Raw genomic sequence first — 14,916 nt, forward strand, 5'->3', positions numbered from 1 at the left:
ACCGGCGAAGCTCTCCTGCCCTGCCCAAAAATTACGCTCGATGAGTATTGCAGGAAGGTATTGGCGACGGCAAACTATGGAAAACCCCCTTGTCAGGAAACCAAAACAAGGAGCCGTTTTATGAAAGCTGTGGTTTTTCATGATATAGGCGATATTCGTTTTGAAGATGTATCGGAGCCTCAGATCAAAGAGCCAACGGATGCGATCGTGCGGCTTACCGCCACGGCGATTTGCGGGACCGATCTGCACATGATCCGGGGAACCATGTCCGGAATGGAGCCGGGAACAGTGCTCGGGCATGAGGGTGTGGGCATCGTCGAGCAGGTGGGTCCCGGAGTTCGGAACTTGAAGGAAGGCGACCGGGTAGTCATTCCTTCCACCATCGCCTGCGGCTACTGCTCGTATTGCCGCGCCGGCTATTATGCCCAGTGTGACAACGCCAATCCCAACGGCAAGCGCGCGGGCACGGCCTTTTTCGGGGGACCGAAACTGGCCGGAGCCATTCACGGGCTTCAGGCGGAGAAGGCGCGGATTCCCTTTGCCAATGTAGGACCCGTAAAGATAGACAGTCTCACCGATGACGAAGCGATTCTGCTGTCCGACATTTTCCCGACCGGCTACTTCGGGGCCGACATCGCCCAAATTCATCGCGGGCATACGGTGGCGGTGTTCGGGTGCGGCCCCGTCGGCCAATTCGCCATTCTCAGCGCAAAGCTGTTTGGGGCCGGGCGCATTTTCGCCATCGATCATGTGCCGTGCCGACTCGAGATGGCGAGGGCGCAAGGCGCCGAGACAATCGATTTCAGCAAAGAAGACCCGGTGGAAGCCATCATGAGCCTGACGGGCGGAATAGGCGTTGACCGCGCAATTGACGCCGTGGGCGTGGACGCCGAGAGTCCGCACAGCGGGCCTGCTGCGGAAAAGGTAAAAAAAGAAAGAGAAGAATACGAGCGCGAGCTGAGCCAAGTGGCCCCCAGGAAGACGAAAGGACAGGCGTGGAAGCCGGGCGATGCGCCGTCACTGGCGCTGACGTGGGCGGTTGACGCCCTGGCGAAAGCGGGCTTGCTTTCGGTTATCGGGGTTTATCCGCAGACGGTCAGGTTGTTCCCCATCGGGCAGGCAATGATGAAGAACCTCAGGATCCACATGGGCAACTGCAACCACCGCAGTTACATCCCGATGCTGGTCGACCTGGTTCAAAGCGGCGCGGTCCAGCCGACGAAGATATTGACCAACGTTGAGCCGTTCACTTCGATCATAGATGCCTATAAGGCATTCGACCATCGGCAACCCGGTTGGATCAAGGTGGAGCTGAAGCAGGCGGCATAAAGAAGATACAGCCTGTCATGCAATTTTGCGCCGCCCGCCGGATTCTGCTGTGCCTGCGGTATGGGATCGGTGATTTCGTAATGGAGACACCTGTCCTGCAGGCGTTGCGTGAAAGCTCGCCGCACGCACACATAACGGCTGCGGGAGCATACCCGGCCATTGAACTGCTTGAGGGAGATCCCCGAATCGACGCTCTCATGTGCATCCAGAAGTGGGAGCGCTTTCGGTCCATCTCGGTGCCTTATTGAGGGAAAATTCCTCACTCGCGGCGAAAGTTGTATCAACCATATATCATCGGCTGAAGTGTATGCCGCCGCAAAAAGGTCTTTCGGCCCCGGTTCACGAGAAAGCGGCCGGTCTGCAATTTAACTACTTTACCTTATTTCCAGAGACATGTTCGGGATCAAGAATTAGGAGGGTGTATTTGTCTCGGAGAACCAAAGGAGGATAGACAATGCCGCAAGCTGATCTTTTTATGGAAATCCATAGCGATCATGAGCAGGTCCAGGGGATTTTGGAGAAGCTGGTTCAGACGTCGAAAGGCGGGCGGAAAAACAGAGAGAATCTATTTGAAAAACTGAAGATAGATCTGATTCCGCATATGAAGGCGGAAGAGAAGGTTTTTTATCCGGTCCTCGCCAAGGAGAAACGCGCAAGAGAAGACGCCCTTGAGGCTTTAGAGGAGCATCATGTCGCCGAAATGGTGCTGAAAGAATTGGATAAGATGCCGAAAGACCAGGATGAGTGGAAGGCAAAATTACTCGTCTTCAAGGAACTGATCAGAAAGCACATCGAAGAAGAGGAGAGCAAAATTTTCGATGACGCCCGGAAAGCCTTTGATCAAGAGCAGATCTCGGACATCTTTGAGGAATTCCAGAAGAATAAACAGTCTTTGAAGAACCGGTTGAGCAAGAAAGCCGCGGCTTAAGCACGGCTTCAGACATTGCTGATCGTCAGCGTCGTAAAAAAGAATGGGAATGAGAAAAGGAGGTCCCCTTTGGATACAAAGGAAACCGCAAAAAAACTGAGCTCGCTGGTGCAGCTGGACATTGATGCAGAATATGCATACGGGCAGGCGATAGATGAAATCAAGGAGTGGCCCATCAAGAACAGGCTTATTGAATTTCGCGACGACCACAAACGGCACGTTGCGGAGCTGTCAGTCGCGATTCGCGAACTGGGAGAAACGCCTCCTGAATACAAGCGTGACACAAAGGGTTTTTTGCTGGAGGGTTTCACGGCCATTCGGAGCAAGACGGGGACGGAAGGCGCGCTCAAAGCAATGAGGTCGAACGAGAAGACAACCAATAAGAGTTACAATAAGGCCCGCTCCTGGGACGTAACCCCATCGATCAAGGCTCTTATCGAGAAGAATTACGAGGATGAAAGGAGACATCTCGAATATATCGAAACAGCCCTGGAAACTAAACTGTGGAAGAAGACGGCCTGATCCCGATCCAGAATCACCAAAAGATATGCTCTTATTCATTGTTCCGTTGGGAATAGATTCGCGAACCGTGCCGGAATATGAGGGCGCAAGGGAATACTTGAGACCCGACAATTGAAACCAGTCGAAGAACCGGATGGAGCAAGAAGAGGGCGAGCTTGCGCTGTCTGCTATGCCGGCGAGGACTACTCGCGGAATCCAGAATAAGAATCGCTTCCCGGGAAAAGGAGAAAGTTATGAATCATCTTCAAGAGATGATTGAAGCGCATCCTGGAAAAATCAAGATCGACAAAAACAATCTGATGAGAACAATCGACACACTCACTTCGTGTGCCGATACGTGCATTCTCTGCGCGGACGCCTGTCTGGCAGAGGACAATGTGAAGCAGCTCGTGAAATGCATTCGGCTCAATTATGACTGCGCCGACGCTTGCAGCGCCGCCGCGCGAATGCTGCTTCGCCAGGTGGGCGCAGACATGGGCCTGCTTCACAAACAACTGGAGGTCTGCGCCGCGGCATGCCGTGTCTGCGGACAGGAATGTGAACAGCATGCAGCCCACCACGAGCATTGCCGTATTTGTGCGGAGACCTGCCGCGCTTGTGAAAAAACATGCGACCGCATCATTCAGGAAATGACGGTGGCTCGCTAATCTTTGAAAGAAAAGGAGCCTGTTTCCGCTTCTCGCGGAGAAGAAACAGGCGCCACGTTTTTCAGGTCGGCGGCAACAGCGGTTATTCCTGCAGGAGGAATTTTCAGCCGTTTACAATGCGGCCTCCATTGGGGTGAAGTATCTGACCGGTCATGTACGACGAGTCATTGCTTGCCAAGAAAACGTAACAGGGGGCTACTTCTTCCGGCTGGCCGGCTCGTCCCATTGGAGTGTTTCCGCCGAATTCCGCAACGTGATCCTCGTCATAGCTGGCCGGGATCAAGGGTGTCCAGATGGGGCCGGGGGCCACTCCATTCACGCGTATGCCCCGGTCAACGAACTTCAGCGCCAGCGATCGCGTGAGGGCGACGATCGCTCCCTTCGTGGAAGCGTAATCAACCAGTTTCGGATGTCCGAGATAAGCGGTGATGGATGCGGAATTAATAATGACGCTGCCCTGAGCGAGGTGTGGAAGAGCCGCCTTGATCATGTAGAACATTGAGAAGATGTTGGTTTTGAAAGTCTTTTCAATCTGTTCGCCGCTGAGCGCAGCGAAATCTTCCACAACATGCTGTTCGCCCGCGTTATTTATCAAAATGTTCAATCTGCCGAAGGCTTTTATTGTCTTCTCAACCGCGCGGAAGCAGAAAGATTCCCGCCCAACGTCTCCGGAAATCAAAATGCACCGGCGCCCTTCAGCCTCCACCAGGCGCTTGGTGTCAGCGGCATCCTCATGCTCGCTCAAATACACGATTGCGACGTCCGCACCCTCTTTCGCAAAAAGGATGGCTACCGCGCGGCCGATGCCGCTGTCGCCGCCGGTGATCAGGGTGGCCTTATCGAGTAGTTTCTCGGAAGGTTTATAGTGTGCGCTTTCGGTGAGTGGCTTGGGTCGCATCTTCGAGCGGATGCCAGGTTGTTTCTGCCGCTGGCGCGGAAACTGTTTCTTTCCTTTCTCTGCCATTTCGGTTCCTTTCTCTTAATAGATCAGTCGGCGCGGAATTCGGCATGCGATTCGTGGATGGACAGACTTGTGAGGCTATGCTCGGCCTCCACCAGTATCCTCCACAAGTTCTCACTGTCTCCGAGACCGATTTTTATCAGGAAATAGATGATGCTCAAGCTGGCGCGGGCCTTGAACAACTCGACCTGCGCAAGGAAATCGTCGCCCGCATCCTCTGCATATTGCAGGTAAGTGGCAAGAAAGAAATCTTCATTCACCGTCTTCAGCACGTCCCGGTGATGGAAGAACTGGCTACGAAACTGGGTTATGAAAGTGCCGACGTCGAATGCGGGCGGCATGCAGTAGGAATCATCAAAGTCCACAGCTGAAATATAGCTGGATTCGCTGTCGTCGGGATTGTCCTGCCCGATGAATAAGTTTTTCGGGTGATAATCGCCATGCCCCTGGACCATGCGCTCAGGATGATGCAAATATAACACCCGCTCCGCTTCCAGGACATGGTTCGTGATCTCGCTGATGCGGCGGGCATGCTTCGGGTCGATTCGATCGGAATTGGAGACATAATGCGCCAGCCGGTGGGGCTCGGTCTCCATAAATTCGTCGGGCGGCGTTATCTGAAGCTTCATATTATGCAGATTCGCCAGCCATTGCGCCGCAAGCTGCAGATAGAACCGTGCATGCTCGACATCGGCTCGCAGGACCCGCTCAAAGAGGGTTCTCCCGCGAACTCCTTCCTCGATCAGGACCAACTCTTCCGCATCCGAACCAAGGGGACGCGGCACGCGAAATTTTCCGCCGTGGAACGAATACCGACCCAGTTCTTTCAGAATGTGAGAAGTGCGGTTACCGCGCTCCCACGCATCCAGTCTGTTGTAGCGCTTGATCACCAGATTTTCACGGACCTTATTCGCTCCCTTCAATCCGATGACAAGCTCCACCACCTCAATGTGCGGAGCTCTTGATCGAGTGATCTCCTTATATAAGGGGCGACAGCGACCGGCTCTTATTTCGGCGGCGAGGTCGCCGATGCTTTTAACAGGATGCTCGAAAATGGTGGGATATCTGCCGACATTGGCGGTTGAGTGAGCGTCGGTTCCGCCGGTTGCCGCAAACTTGTGCCGGTGCCAGTCACGCACGCCGCGATTCAATTCCACAACAGTATGATTCGAGCTGAAGATCTCGACTGCATCCCGATAAGGATTCGTCAGGCCCTCCGGAGAGGGCTTGTGGCCGTTGCGATACGGGTGCGCCCAAACGATGGCGGCCTCAGGAAACTCCTGCCGGATGGCGGGAAGCGGGGTTTTTTCGGAAAGCGTGCGTTCGGCCCCGTATACCAGCACGTGACCGGCATCTGAAGTGGCTACCTCTTGCCCTGCGAGAATAATAAAGTATTCGGGAATGCCTGCGCGCCGGCGCAAATCCTCCATTTCCTCCGGCATCCAGAGATAATGGTGATCGGTCAGAACGATCCCCTCAAACCCCATGTTATGGACGGCCTGCACGAGAGAGACCGCGTCGATCCGGCTGCAGACCGAATGTTCAGAGGTGTGGGAATGCATTTCGAGAATCATGAAACTCGCCTGGCTCTATACAACCTTTAACTCATTGTCCTGTTTAACTTTAACAATTATCACGCCACCCCGCCAATAAGGAGACCGCCTGCACAGACGTTCCTGATTTTCAGGCCGATTTTTCTCGAAGGCCGCGGGAGGACAGGGGCAACATTTCCCCCGAAGCGGAAAGAAGCCAAGAAAACTAATTGCGGCTTCTTTGCGGCATTGTTATAATAAGTTGAACAGGCGCGGGTTCTGAAAAGGAGGAGGCATCATGAATGTTTTCAAATGCAGGGTTTGCGGGGATCCCTACGTCGGCAACACCAAGCCCTCCAACTGTCCCTTCTGCGGAGCGCCGGCAAAATTTATTATACTGGCTGACAACTGGGTTGAGCCGGAACCCCCAATTCTGAGCGATGTGACCAGGAAACATCTCGAGAGCGCGCTGAAGCTGGAGGTGGATAATGTTCAATTTTACCGCTGTGCTATGAATGCTACGGATGAACCGCTCACAAAGGAGATGTTCAAGGCTCTTTCACGCATCGAGAGCGAGCATGCTTCGGTGATTTGCAAATATCTCAATGTTCCGAAAGTGGCGGTGCAGGATGTTCCGGAAATTTGCGGGCTGACCACTCGCGAGGAGCACCTGGAAGAAGCCCTGCGGCGCGAGCAAGAAGCGGTAAAATTCTATTCAGCGGCCGCTCGAGGGACCACCGAGGAACCGGTCAGAGAATTCTTTGAGGCGGTGTCGGAGGTTGAGAACGACCACATCAGCCTTTCGCAGCTGCGCCTGGGGATTGCATAGAGCAAGCGACGAAAGGGATGTCCCGTTTCTACTTTTTACGGAAGTGCGTGCAGTTATTTTTTTCCGCCGTGATATTCCAAGGCCTTGAGAGCGAATCTGCTCGATACGGTGGCCGGTCCGCCTCCCATTTCGATTCCTACCTCGATCGCCTCCAATACTTGCTCCTCCGATGCTCCGGCTTTGAGAGCTTGTGCCGTATGCCACTCGATGCATGATTCACAGTTGATCACGATGGAAATGCCAAGAGCAACGAGTTCCTTATATTTCTTCTCAAGGTTTCCGCTCGAGAAGGCCTCTTTTTCCAAGTCCAGAAAAGTACGGTAGACGCGGGAGCCTTTTGAAACAAGATACTGGTGAGCTTTCTTCCGGTCATCGATAATTCTTTCCAACTTCTCCCTATCTTTCTCATCCATACGAACCCTTTCATTGAAGGCCTACGCCAGCCGATTCAGTCGCCCGGCGTTCTTGCTCACCGGAAGCCGCAGGCTCGGCGTCATCCACCTGCCGGACCACAAAAGCGAAATAGAAGACATATGCGAAAACGACGGCATAGAAGATCAGACCGACATATCTTTTCCAGATCACCGGAACATGGTCGAGCAGAAATGACTGCAAGATGACGAACCACACCGCCTCGTGGGGGAAGCCCTTGCGCCGAGACGCGCCCCAAAGAATCACGAATATCGACGCCACCGCTGTGTACTTGTCGATGTACGTATACTTTGCGAGTACGGGCAGGAAAAAGGATGCCAGCGCGATCAGAGCGCAGAACCGGCTTGTTCCCGGCTTCACATCTTTTTTCCAAACGACTGCGGCAACGAATATGAATGAAGCCGCGAGGATCATCGAACTCGAATGCAGCTTGAGCAATTCCCGCAGGGGCTCCTTGTCGAATATCCATGCGCCTGCCTGCACGAGCAGATTCACGAAGCTCACGTCCATGATGGGCAGCAGCGCCGGCGTGACAAACAGGCCTTCGTACAGCGCGCGCGGATGCGCGATAAGGAACGGAAGCAGGATAAGAAGGGGGATCGGCGTTCCCGCCGCAAAGCGAGCCGCCTGCTTCACCGAAACCTCTCCCTTCACCATCTCTTTCAAAATAATCGCCGCAAAGACCGCGGTGGCCGGTAGCGAGGTCAGTTTTGTCATCAGCGCCATCCCGTTCCAAAAGCCGGCGCGGCCATAGCGGCCGCGGCTGAGCGCGGTCATTGCGAGGATCAGAAACAGCGGTGCAACCAACTCGAAGCGGGCAGCATACGTCACAACCCAGAACAGCAGCGCCGAGAACAGCACCAGCAGCGTCACTGTGGTGGCGGAAAGTTCATCGTCGATCCCAAGCGTATTTTGTAAGACACTGCCCGCTTGCCAGGCAAGAAGCCCGCCGAGCACGATATACGGCAGGCCGCACAGCATCATCATGACCATGCCGAACGGCTCGACACCGAACCGGTCCGCTATGAAGACGACCGGCGCCTGCATGTAAGCCATCAGAGGAGGATATGGCAGCGCCACGCCGTCGGGCGGGACAACGTCGGCGGAATATTTTCCGACGTACATACTGAAGCTGCCGTCAATGATGGAACGCGCGCCGATGATCTCCGCCACGACGTCGTAATTCATCATCAGGTCGCCCGTCAGGTCGGGCACGTGCGGGTCGAGCTGATTGGCCGGCGCCATCATGATGCGGAATGCGAATCCAAACGCGATGTAGAGCAGTATCATCGCGAGGCGCAGTCGGCGGAGTTGGTTGTTGGGTGGAGGAGATGGCATCATAAAAAACGGCTCGGTTAATCCGGGGTCATTACCTTCATGAACGGCTTGAAGAGCAGGCTCCTGTAGAATTCTCCCGGAACAGGATAATGGCGTATTCGGTCGCTGAAATAGTGCGCATCCTCGTCATTATAACCGGCGAGGCGGCATGCGGCCAAGTAGCCGTTGTTATGGCCGGGCATCACGCCAAGCCCGTTATAGGCTGCGCTGACAAGAATATTCCCGCCGAAAATCGGACGTGCGATTTCGCGGCCGTCCAGCGTGTGACCGGTTACTCCATGCCACCCCTCGGTGAGCTGAATCCTGGAAATCCAGGGATACCGCTGCTCGAACATGCGACGTGCGAGCTCTTTCGCGCCGTTAATATCGGTCCACCTGCAGGAATTGAAGCTCGAATAGCCGAGCACGATCCGGATGAAGAAATGGCCGCTCGGGGTAAGCACGGTTGTCACCGGCAGGATGTTGCGCTCGAATCTCAGCGGCCAGCGATCGAGCGCCTTCTCTGTGATTTGGCCGGATGTAAGCGGTCCGGTCGCAAAGGTGAACTGGTGAACGGGCAGGAGTATGGAGCGTAAAATTCCCAGGCGAGCGGTATATGCATTGGTCGCAATGAAAACGGAGCGGGCAATCACCTTCCCGAGCGGCGTCGAAAGACGCGCCGGTTTCCCATCCTGAATCCGGACGACGGGCGACTCCTCATACAATTTGACGCCCACGCGACGGGCCGCCTCCGCATGGCCGGCGACCAGTTTTCCCGGATGTATGGTGATGTAATCGCCGGATTCGAGAGCACCGGCATAATAGGAGGATTGAAGAGATGTGCGCAACTCGCCGGCGGGAACCCATTTTGCGCCGGGGAGCGTTGCGGCAAGTTTTTGCGCGTCTCGTTTGGAAGGAAATAACTCGAGCGTTGCGACTTGCTTCAGATCGCAATCGATTTCTTCTTCCGTGATGAATTGAATCAGGCGATCGAAGCCGCGCTGTGTGAGGGCGGTCATTCCGAGGCCGCGATAGGATCGGCTGACGGCGCCTGAATTTCGGGAGGATGCGCCCGAGCCGAGCTTGTGGGACTCGAGGAGGATAACTGAGAGATCGGGGCGAAGTTTTCTGAGGTAATACGCGCACGAGAGGCCGGTGTACCCGCTCCCGATAACGGCAACGTCCGCCTCGATTGTGTCCTCCAGCCGCGGCGCAGGAGGAATAGGCGCCTCATTCATCCAGAGGCTTTCACCGCGCGCGTCGCCATATTCGACGCTGGCGGGAAATGGGAGGGCGGCGAGTCCGGGAGCTGCGGCGAGGCCGGCGCCGGCCCCGGCGAGAGAGAGAAACCTGCGGCGCGAAAGCTTCATCATGGCTTCGCTCCCATAAGAGAAATTGGGGACATAATACTTATTCTTTTTGCAGGCGAGCATCCGGCAAGATTTGAATAATCAAGTGCATGCGAACCGGAATCGCCGCATAACAGAGATAAGTAGTATGCCTCCCATTTCGTTAGATTACGAAGAAAAGTCCCACAATGAAAATCAGGAACAAGCCTGCGGCGGCAAAACCGAGGTTCCTGAAGAAATCGGTCCGAATAAGCGGCACCGTCCACATGAGGCTGTGGACCTGGGAGGGAAGCATCTTGCCGTGAATTACGGCCTCCACCTCCTCGAGCAAATCCTTGGCGAGCAGCCTCATCGCCGCACTTCCGATCTCGGCCGAGCCGGCCTTTGGAATGCCGCTGTAGGTCACCAGGTGATCGCCGTAGTTCCACCGCGAATTGAAAAGCCAGCCGAGCGTGCCGCCGAGTCCGTTCAGAATGAGCGTCGCCTTGTCCGCGAGTCTCCTCAGCCGAGCCAATCGTAAGACGCCGCCGACTATCTTGCTCAGCTTGAAGAAGATCTTGACGCGAGGCGGCTGATCGAATTCGCACCTCTTGTAGACATCGGAAACCAGGTCCGGCCGATACGCGAGCATGATCGAAGTCTCCAGAACGCCGGCGTGTTCTCCGCCGGTGGCGAAAGCCCGCCGCTCCAGATCGGTCAACGGCCTGCCAAGCTCGGCCTCGAGTTTCGGGATCGCTCTGCCGTCGGTATACGGATGAAGCACGCGGATTGACGGCGCGAACATGGCCACTTTCTTGCGGAGGCTGATGCGGTGACACGCCTCCTCGATCGCGGGAGAATGGCGCGGACCGCCATGGCCGTTGGTGATCACGATGTACTTGAAGCCGTGGCGCGCAAGCGATTTGCCGAATCCCATGACTGCGCTTCTTACGGTGCGCGGGCTGACCGAGATCGAGCCGGGCAGCGGCAGCTCATCGGTGCCGAGCGTCAACGGCGGATACACGACGACCGACCAGTCCGGATGCGCCTTGGCAAAGAGTTCGGCCACTCCCGCCGCGGAGGTTGCCGCGGAGAAGGTATCCATCCCCATCGGCAGGTGATGACCATGCACTTCGAGCGCGCTCACGGGCAGAATCAGCAGCGTCTTTTCCCGATCCAAATCCCGCATCTGAGGATAAAGCATTTCCTCAGCCTTGAAGATGTTTGGAGTCACGGTGACCTCCTTGTTCAAAAAACAGAAAACACCATCAGAATAAATGAATTATTTGCCATGCCTTATGATTGGGATGGATAGGGAATTCCGCTGCGAGGCTGCGCTTCCTCCCGATAGTGCAGTTCCCGATGCATGAATTGTGGATAAGGCAATTGGTATCGTATATTATATAGCATATGCCGAGTTTTGTGGAGTTTTTTTTCAAGAGGAGAGCATTATGAGCAGATTTGAAGGGAAGACGGCATTTATAACGGGCGTGGGGAGAGTTACGGGAATCGGCGCCGCAATAGCGGTTCGACTTGCGCGCGAGGGCGCCAACGTTGTTATCAGCGACATCTGCCTGGAATTGAAAGACGCCCCCGGCTATGGAATGGGTTCGTGGGACCAACTAAACGAGACAGCCGAAACTATCCGCAAGGCGGGGGGAAAGAGCATCGCCGTAAAATGCGATGTTACCGATGCGGCCGATGTCGAGGCCGCATTGGAGAAGACCGAAAGCGAATTCGGAGGCATTGACATTCTGGTCAATAACGCCGGCGGCAACCCCGGCTCCGCGCCGATCCTGATGATGGAGGAAGCGGCGTGGCGCAAGACGCTCGAAATCAATGCGACGGGCGCATTCCTGTGCTCGAAGGCGGCGGCACAGAAGATGGTGGGGCGCGGCGGCGGCAAGATCGTGAATCTGTCGTCGCGCACGGCGAAAACGCCCGCTCCCTATCTGGCCGCCTATATCGCGGCGAAGCAGGCGGTAATCGGACTGACCCGGGCGATGGCGCTCGAACTGGCGCCTTTTCATATCACCGTTAATGCCGTTTGCCCCGGATTCATTGATACGGATCTGACGCGCGAGGGACACGCACGACAGGCGGACGCGCTCGGCATTTCCATTCAGGATATTGTGGATGAAAAAGTGAAGGCGATCCCGATCGGTCGTCCCGGCACACCGGCGGACGTCGCCGGAGTAGTGGCTTTCTTGTGCTCTCCGGATGCCGATTACATGACCGGCCAGGCCCTCAATATCACCGGCGGATGGGAAATGCATTGAGTTCACCGGCTTTCCTCCCTGGAAAGTGTCCACAGTTTCCGTCAGCCGGAGCATCGAGAGGAAACTTGTTGTTGCTTGAATTTGAAATGATGGCCACGTTGATCTATAATAAAATTCGATAAGCTCTTTCGTCAGTTTCTCGAAAGTGCCATGATTATGGGGCAATAAAAGGAGAGTTTGTGGCTTCCCGCCCGAAACACAATCCGGAACCTCAGAGCAAGAAGAAATCCCCCTCTTCTCCTGCAGCTTGGTCCAAGGGAGAAAAATCTTCTCGCTCAGCGGCAGCGCCCTCCTCAAAAGGCTCGCAAAAAGAAGATGAGGCCTTCCATGCCTTGGAAATCCTTGAGAAGCTTTTTGCGAACCGCTACGTTCTGATCGCTTACCTGGACAAGAATTTCCGTTTCATTCGCGTGAACGAGGCGTATGCCAAGGCTGATGGCCGCGATACGGATTTCTTCTGCGGCAAGAACCATTTTGATTTGTACCCGAACGAAGAGAACGAACGTATTTTTCGGCGCGTTCTGGAGAGGGGCAAACCGTATTCCATCTCGGAGAAACCGTTTGTGTATGGAGCCGATACCGAACGCGGAACAACCTACTGGGACTGGAGCCTGTTTCCGGTCCAAAACCCGGCCGGCCAAACCGATGGATTGCTCCTGACCGCTATCGACGCGACGAACCGGGTGCGCGCGCAAGAGGAGCTGTTGAAGCACCAGGACCACCTCGAGAAGCTGGTCCGGGAGAGGACGGCGGAGCTGCATCAGATCAATCGGCGCCTCAAGGAAGAGATCAGGGAACGCGGGCGCGCGGAAGACGAGCTCAAGAGGACGCTTGACGAGCTTCAAAGCACGATTGAAGAACTTCGGGTGACGGAGGAGGAGTTGCGCGATCAAAACGAAGAGATGCTCGCCAGTAGAGAAGTGCTGAAGAACGAGAGCCAGCGGTATCTGGATTTATTCGAACTCGCGCCGGACGGCTACATCATAACCGATGCGTCCGGCTTCATTACCGGCGCCAACCGCAACGCACTCCAGCTTCTGAATACGTCGAGCAAATATCTCGCCGGCTGTTCTTTCATGTCCTTTGTCCGGAAGGAGGACCATGACGTCTTCCTGTCACGGTTTGCCAGTGTCTTTCGGCTCAAGGGGAAGAGGCAGTTTGGATTGCGCCTTCAGCCGCGGGGAAAGAAGCCGGCGTTCGACGCTTCCGTCAGCGTCGGATTGATTCGCAATCCAAAAGGGCATCCGGAGGGAATTCGCTGGCTCATCCGAGACGTTACCGAGCACAAGAAGGTCGAGGACGAGCTGCGGTTCCAGGCCAACGCGCTATCGCAGATAAATGACGCCGTTATCGCGGTGGATGAAGAACAGCGGATCACCTACTGGAACCCGGGGGCCGAGCGCCTGTATGAATTGTCCGCAGCCGAGGTTCTGGGACGCCTGCTTTCTGAGACAGTCCATGGTGATTGGCTGGATTCTGACGCGGTCAATACCGCCCTTGCGGAAAAAAACATCTGGAGCGGGCAGAACGTCCACGTCACTCTCATCGGCAAGAGAATCGATGTCGATTCGGTCATTACGGTACTCAGGAACAAGAACGGCGAAGCAACGGGAAAACTGGCGGTGATCCGGGATATCACCGAGAGTAAGCAGGCGGAGCAAAAGCTCAGCCGATCGCAGAGCCGCTACCGCGAGCTGTATGAAGGAAGTCATGACGGATATGTCATGACCGATTTGGACGGGCGCTTTATCGAGTTTAATACCAGCTTCATGCAGATAGTCGGCTACTCCGAACCGGAGCTGAATCAGATGTCGTATTGGGATCTGACTCCCCGAAGATGGCATGCCTTCGAAAGAAAGATCATCCACGAACAGGTCTTTCCCAGAGGATATTCCGATGTCTATGAAAAGGAGTATCGCAGAAAGGACGGGGTAGTACTGCCCATCGAGGTCAGGAAATACCTTTTGAAGGACGAAGCCGGCAAGAATTCGGGCCTGTGGGCGTTTGTCAGGAATATCAGCAAGCGAAAGGAGGCCGAGCAAGAGCTGAAAGATTCCGAAGCGCGTTATCGCCGTCTGTCCGAACAGCTCGAGGACATGGTCAAGCGGAAGGTGGAGGAACTTCAGCAGGCGAGGAATCTGGCCGCGATTGGCCGGATGGTTGCGGTGCTCGCCCACGAGGTGAGAAATCCCCTGCAGACCATAGAACTCGGCGCCGAGTCACTGAAGCGATATGTAGGTCAGCAGAAGGAAAGCGCCGAGATTTTCAGGGAGATCGGTTACGGCGTGAATCTGCTTAACCAGATAACTACTGAGCTGATCGACTTTGCGCGCCCGATTCAGCTTCAAAAATCAGCCGTCACGATAGAGGACCTTATTGAGCGGGCGCTGGAGGTTGCGACGCGCAGGTTCTCTCATGTCGCCATTTATGCCGACCTCGAACGAGAAGACGAGAAGGTGTTTGTCGATGTTAACCGCTTTATCCAGGTGCTCGTGAATCTCTTTGTTAATGCGGCCGACGCCATCTGCGGTCACGGCACTCTGATCATACGTTCGCGTTTGTCAGCGGATGATACCGGCAGGAAAATCATTCTGTCGATGATCGATAATGGCTGTGGAATAGCCGAAACCGACCTCGAGCAGGTTTGCGAGCCTTTTTTCACCACGAAAACCAGAGGAATTGGGCTGGGATTACCTTTCAGCAAGAGGATCATAGAGGCGCACGGCGGCGCCATCAGCATCCGAAGCACAATCGGCAAGGGCACTTGCGTCGATGTCATCCTCCCGCTCAATTCTGAGACCACGTAAAATTC

General features: G+C 55.2%; 14 protein-coding genes. 8 read left to right on the forward strand and 6 right to left on the reverse strand.

Going from position 1 to position 14,916, the window contains the following annotated elements; genetic code table 11:
* Positions 1 to 120: 120 nt before the first annotated feature.
* The 5 genes from C4520_12075 to C4520_12095 all read left to right on the forward strand — a co-directional run bounded on the left by C4520_12075 (position 121) and on the right by C4520_12095 (position 3,426).
* A complete protein-coding gene (locus C4520_12075; protein RJP19819.1) occupies positions 121 to 1,329 on the forward strand; it encodes a glutathione-dependent formaldehyde dehydrogenase in 1,209 nt (402 codons plus the stop codon).
* Between the two features lie 17 nt (positions 1,330 to 1,346).
* On the forward strand, positions 1,347 to 1,577 hold the full coding sequence (locus C4520_12080; GenBank protein ID RJP19820.1) for a hypothetical protein: 231 nt from the start codon (positions 1,347 to 1,349) through the stop codon (positions 1,575 to 1,577).
* A gap of 206 nt (positions 1,578 to 1,783) precedes the next feature.
* A complete protein-coding gene (locus C4520_12085; GenBank protein ID RJP19821.1) occupies positions 1,784 to 2,257 on the forward strand; it encodes a hemerythrin domain-containing protein in 474 nt (157 codons plus the stop codon).
* A 15-nt stretch (positions 2,258 to 2,272) separates the two neighbouring features.
* Positions 2,273 to 2,779, forward strand: coding sequence for a ferritin-like domain-containing protein (locus C4520_12090; GenBank protein ID RJP19822.1), 507 nt, complete (start codon positions 2,273 to 2,275; stop codon positions 2,777 to 2,779).
* A 251-nt stretch (positions 2,780 to 3,030) separates the two neighbouring features.
* A complete protein-coding gene (locus C4520_12095) occupies positions 3,031 to 3,426 on the forward strand; it encodes a four-helix bundle copper-binding protein (protein ID RJP19864.1) in 396 nt (131 codons plus the stop codon).
* Between the two features lie 103 nt (positions 3,427 to 3,529).
* On the opposite strand, the gene C4520_12100 is transcribed toward C4520_12095, so the two are convergent.
* Complete coding sequence (locus C4520_12100; protein RJP19823.1) at positions 3,530 to 4,390, reverse strand: SDR family oxidoreductase; 861 nt, start codon at positions 4,388 to 4,390, stop codon at positions 3,530 to 3,532.
* A gap of 23 nt (positions 4,391 to 4,413) precedes the next feature.
* Positions 4,414 to 5,961 (reverse strand): phosphotransferase, encoded by a 1,548-nt coding sequence (locus C4520_12105; protein RJP19824.1) that lies wholly within the window; start codon positions 5,959 to 5,961, stop codon positions 4,414 to 4,416.
* A gap of 256 nt (positions 5,962 to 6,217) precedes the next feature.
* On the opposite strand from C4520_12105, the gene C4520_12110 reads away from it, so the two are divergent.
* The gene (locus C4520_12110) at positions 6,218 to 6,748 is read left to right on the forward strand and encodes a ferritin (protein RJP19825.1); all 531 of its coding nucleotides are present in this window, start codon (positions 6,218 to 6,220) and stop codon (positions 6,746 to 6,748) included.
* Positions 6,749 to 6,801: 53 nt separating this feature from the next.
* Here C4520_12110 and C4520_12115 read toward each other — a convergent pair whose 3' ends face one another.
* From C4520_12115 to C4520_12130, 4 genes are all read right to left on the reverse strand, one after another.
* Positions 6,802 to 7,161 carry a carboxymuconolactone decarboxylase family protein gene (locus tag C4520_12115; protein RJP19826.1) on the reverse strand — a complete coding sequence of 120 codons (360 nt, stop codon included), beginning with the start codon at positions 7,159 to 7,161 and terminating at the stop codon, positions 6,802 to 6,804.
* Between the two features lie 10 nt (positions 7,162 to 7,171).
* Positions 7,172 to 8,470, reverse strand: a complete 1,299-nt coding sequence (locus C4520_12120; protein RJP19827.1) for a hypothetical protein — start codon at positions 8,468 to 8,470, stop codon at positions 7,172 to 7,174.
* A gap of 65 nt (positions 8,471 to 8,535) precedes the next feature.
* Positions 8,536 to 9,930, reverse strand: a complete 1,395-nt coding sequence (locus C4520_12125) for an FAD-binding oxidoreductase (GenBank protein ID RJP19828.1) — start codon at positions 9,928 to 9,930, stop codon at positions 8,536 to 8,538.
* Between the two features lie 79 nt (positions 9,931 to 10,009).
* On the reverse strand, positions 10,010 to 11,059 hold the full coding sequence (locus tag C4520_12130) for a creatininase family protein (protein RJP19829.1): 1,050 nt from the start codon (positions 11,057 to 11,059) through the stop codon (positions 10,010 to 10,012).
* Positions 11,060 to 11,276: 217 nt separating this feature from the next.
* On the opposite strand from C4520_12130, the gene C4520_12135 reads away from it, so the two are divergent.
* Together C4520_12135 and C4520_12140 are read left to right on the forward strand one after the other, a co-directional pair.
* Positions 11,277 to 12,104 carry an SDR family oxidoreductase gene (locus C4520_12135; protein RJP19830.1) on the forward strand — a complete coding sequence of 276 codons (828 nt, stop codon included), beginning with the start codon at positions 11,277 to 11,279 and terminating at the stop codon, positions 12,102 to 12,104.
* 179 nt (positions 12,105 to 12,283) lie between these two features.
* A complete protein-coding gene (locus C4520_12140; protein RJP19831.1) occupies positions 12,284 to 14,911 on the forward strand; it encodes a PAS domain S-box protein in 2,628 nt (875 codons plus the stop codon).
* Positions 14,912 to 14,916 lie beyond the last annotated feature (5 nt).

The sequence above is a fragment of the Candidatus Abyssobacteria bacterium SURF_5 genome, assembly GCA_003598085.1.
GTDB lineage: Bacteria > Abyssobacteria > SURF-5 > SURF-5 > SURF-5 > SURF-5.

What these genes read in the sequence shown, in the direction of transcription:
- C4520_12075 (RJP19819.1), top strand. Translation starts at nt 121, where the DNA reads ATGAAAGCTGTGGTTTTTCATGATATAGGCGATATTCGTTTTGAAGAT.
- C4520_12080 (RJP19820.1), top strand. Translation starts at nt 1,347, where the DNA reads ATGCAATTTTGCGCCGCCCGCCGGATTCTGCTGTGCCTGCGGTATGGG.
- C4520_12085 (RJP19821.1), top strand. Translation starts at nt 1,784, where the DNA reads ATGCCGCAAGCTGATCTTTTTATGGAAATCCATAGCGATCATGAGCAG.
- C4520_12095 (RJP19864.1), top strand. Translation starts at nt 3,031, where the DNA reads ATGATTGAAGCGCATCCTGGAAAAATCAAGATCGACAAAAACAATCTG.
- C4520_12100 (RJP19823.1), bottom strand. Translation starts at nt 4,390, where the DNA reads ATGGCAGAGAAAGGAAAGAAACAGTTTCCGCGCCAGCGGCAGAAACAA.
- C4520_12105 (RJP19824.1), bottom strand. Translation starts at nt 5,961, where the DNA reads ATGATTCTCGAAATGCATTCCCACACCTCTGAACATTCGGTCTGCAGC.
- C4520_12110 (RJP19825.1), top strand. Translation starts at nt 6,218, where the DNA reads ATGAATGTTTTCAAATGCAGGGTTTGCGGGGATCCCTACGTCGGCAAC.
- C4520_12115 (RJP19826.1), bottom strand. Translation starts at nt 7,161, where the DNA reads ATGGATGAGAAAGATAGGGAGAAGTTGGAAAGAATTATCGATGACCGG.
- C4520_12120 (RJP19827.1), bottom strand. Translation starts at nt 8,470, where the DNA reads ATGATACTGCTCTACATCGCGTTTGGATTCGCATTCCGCATCATGATG.
- C4520_12125 (RJP19828.1), bottom strand. Translation starts at nt 9,930, where the DNA reads ATGCTCGCCTGCAAAAAGAATAAGTATTATGTCCCCAATTTCTCTTAT.
- C4520_12135 (RJP19830.1), top strand. Translation starts at nt 11,277, where the DNA reads ATGAGCAGATTTGAAGGGAAGACGGCATTTATAACGGGCGTGGGGAGA.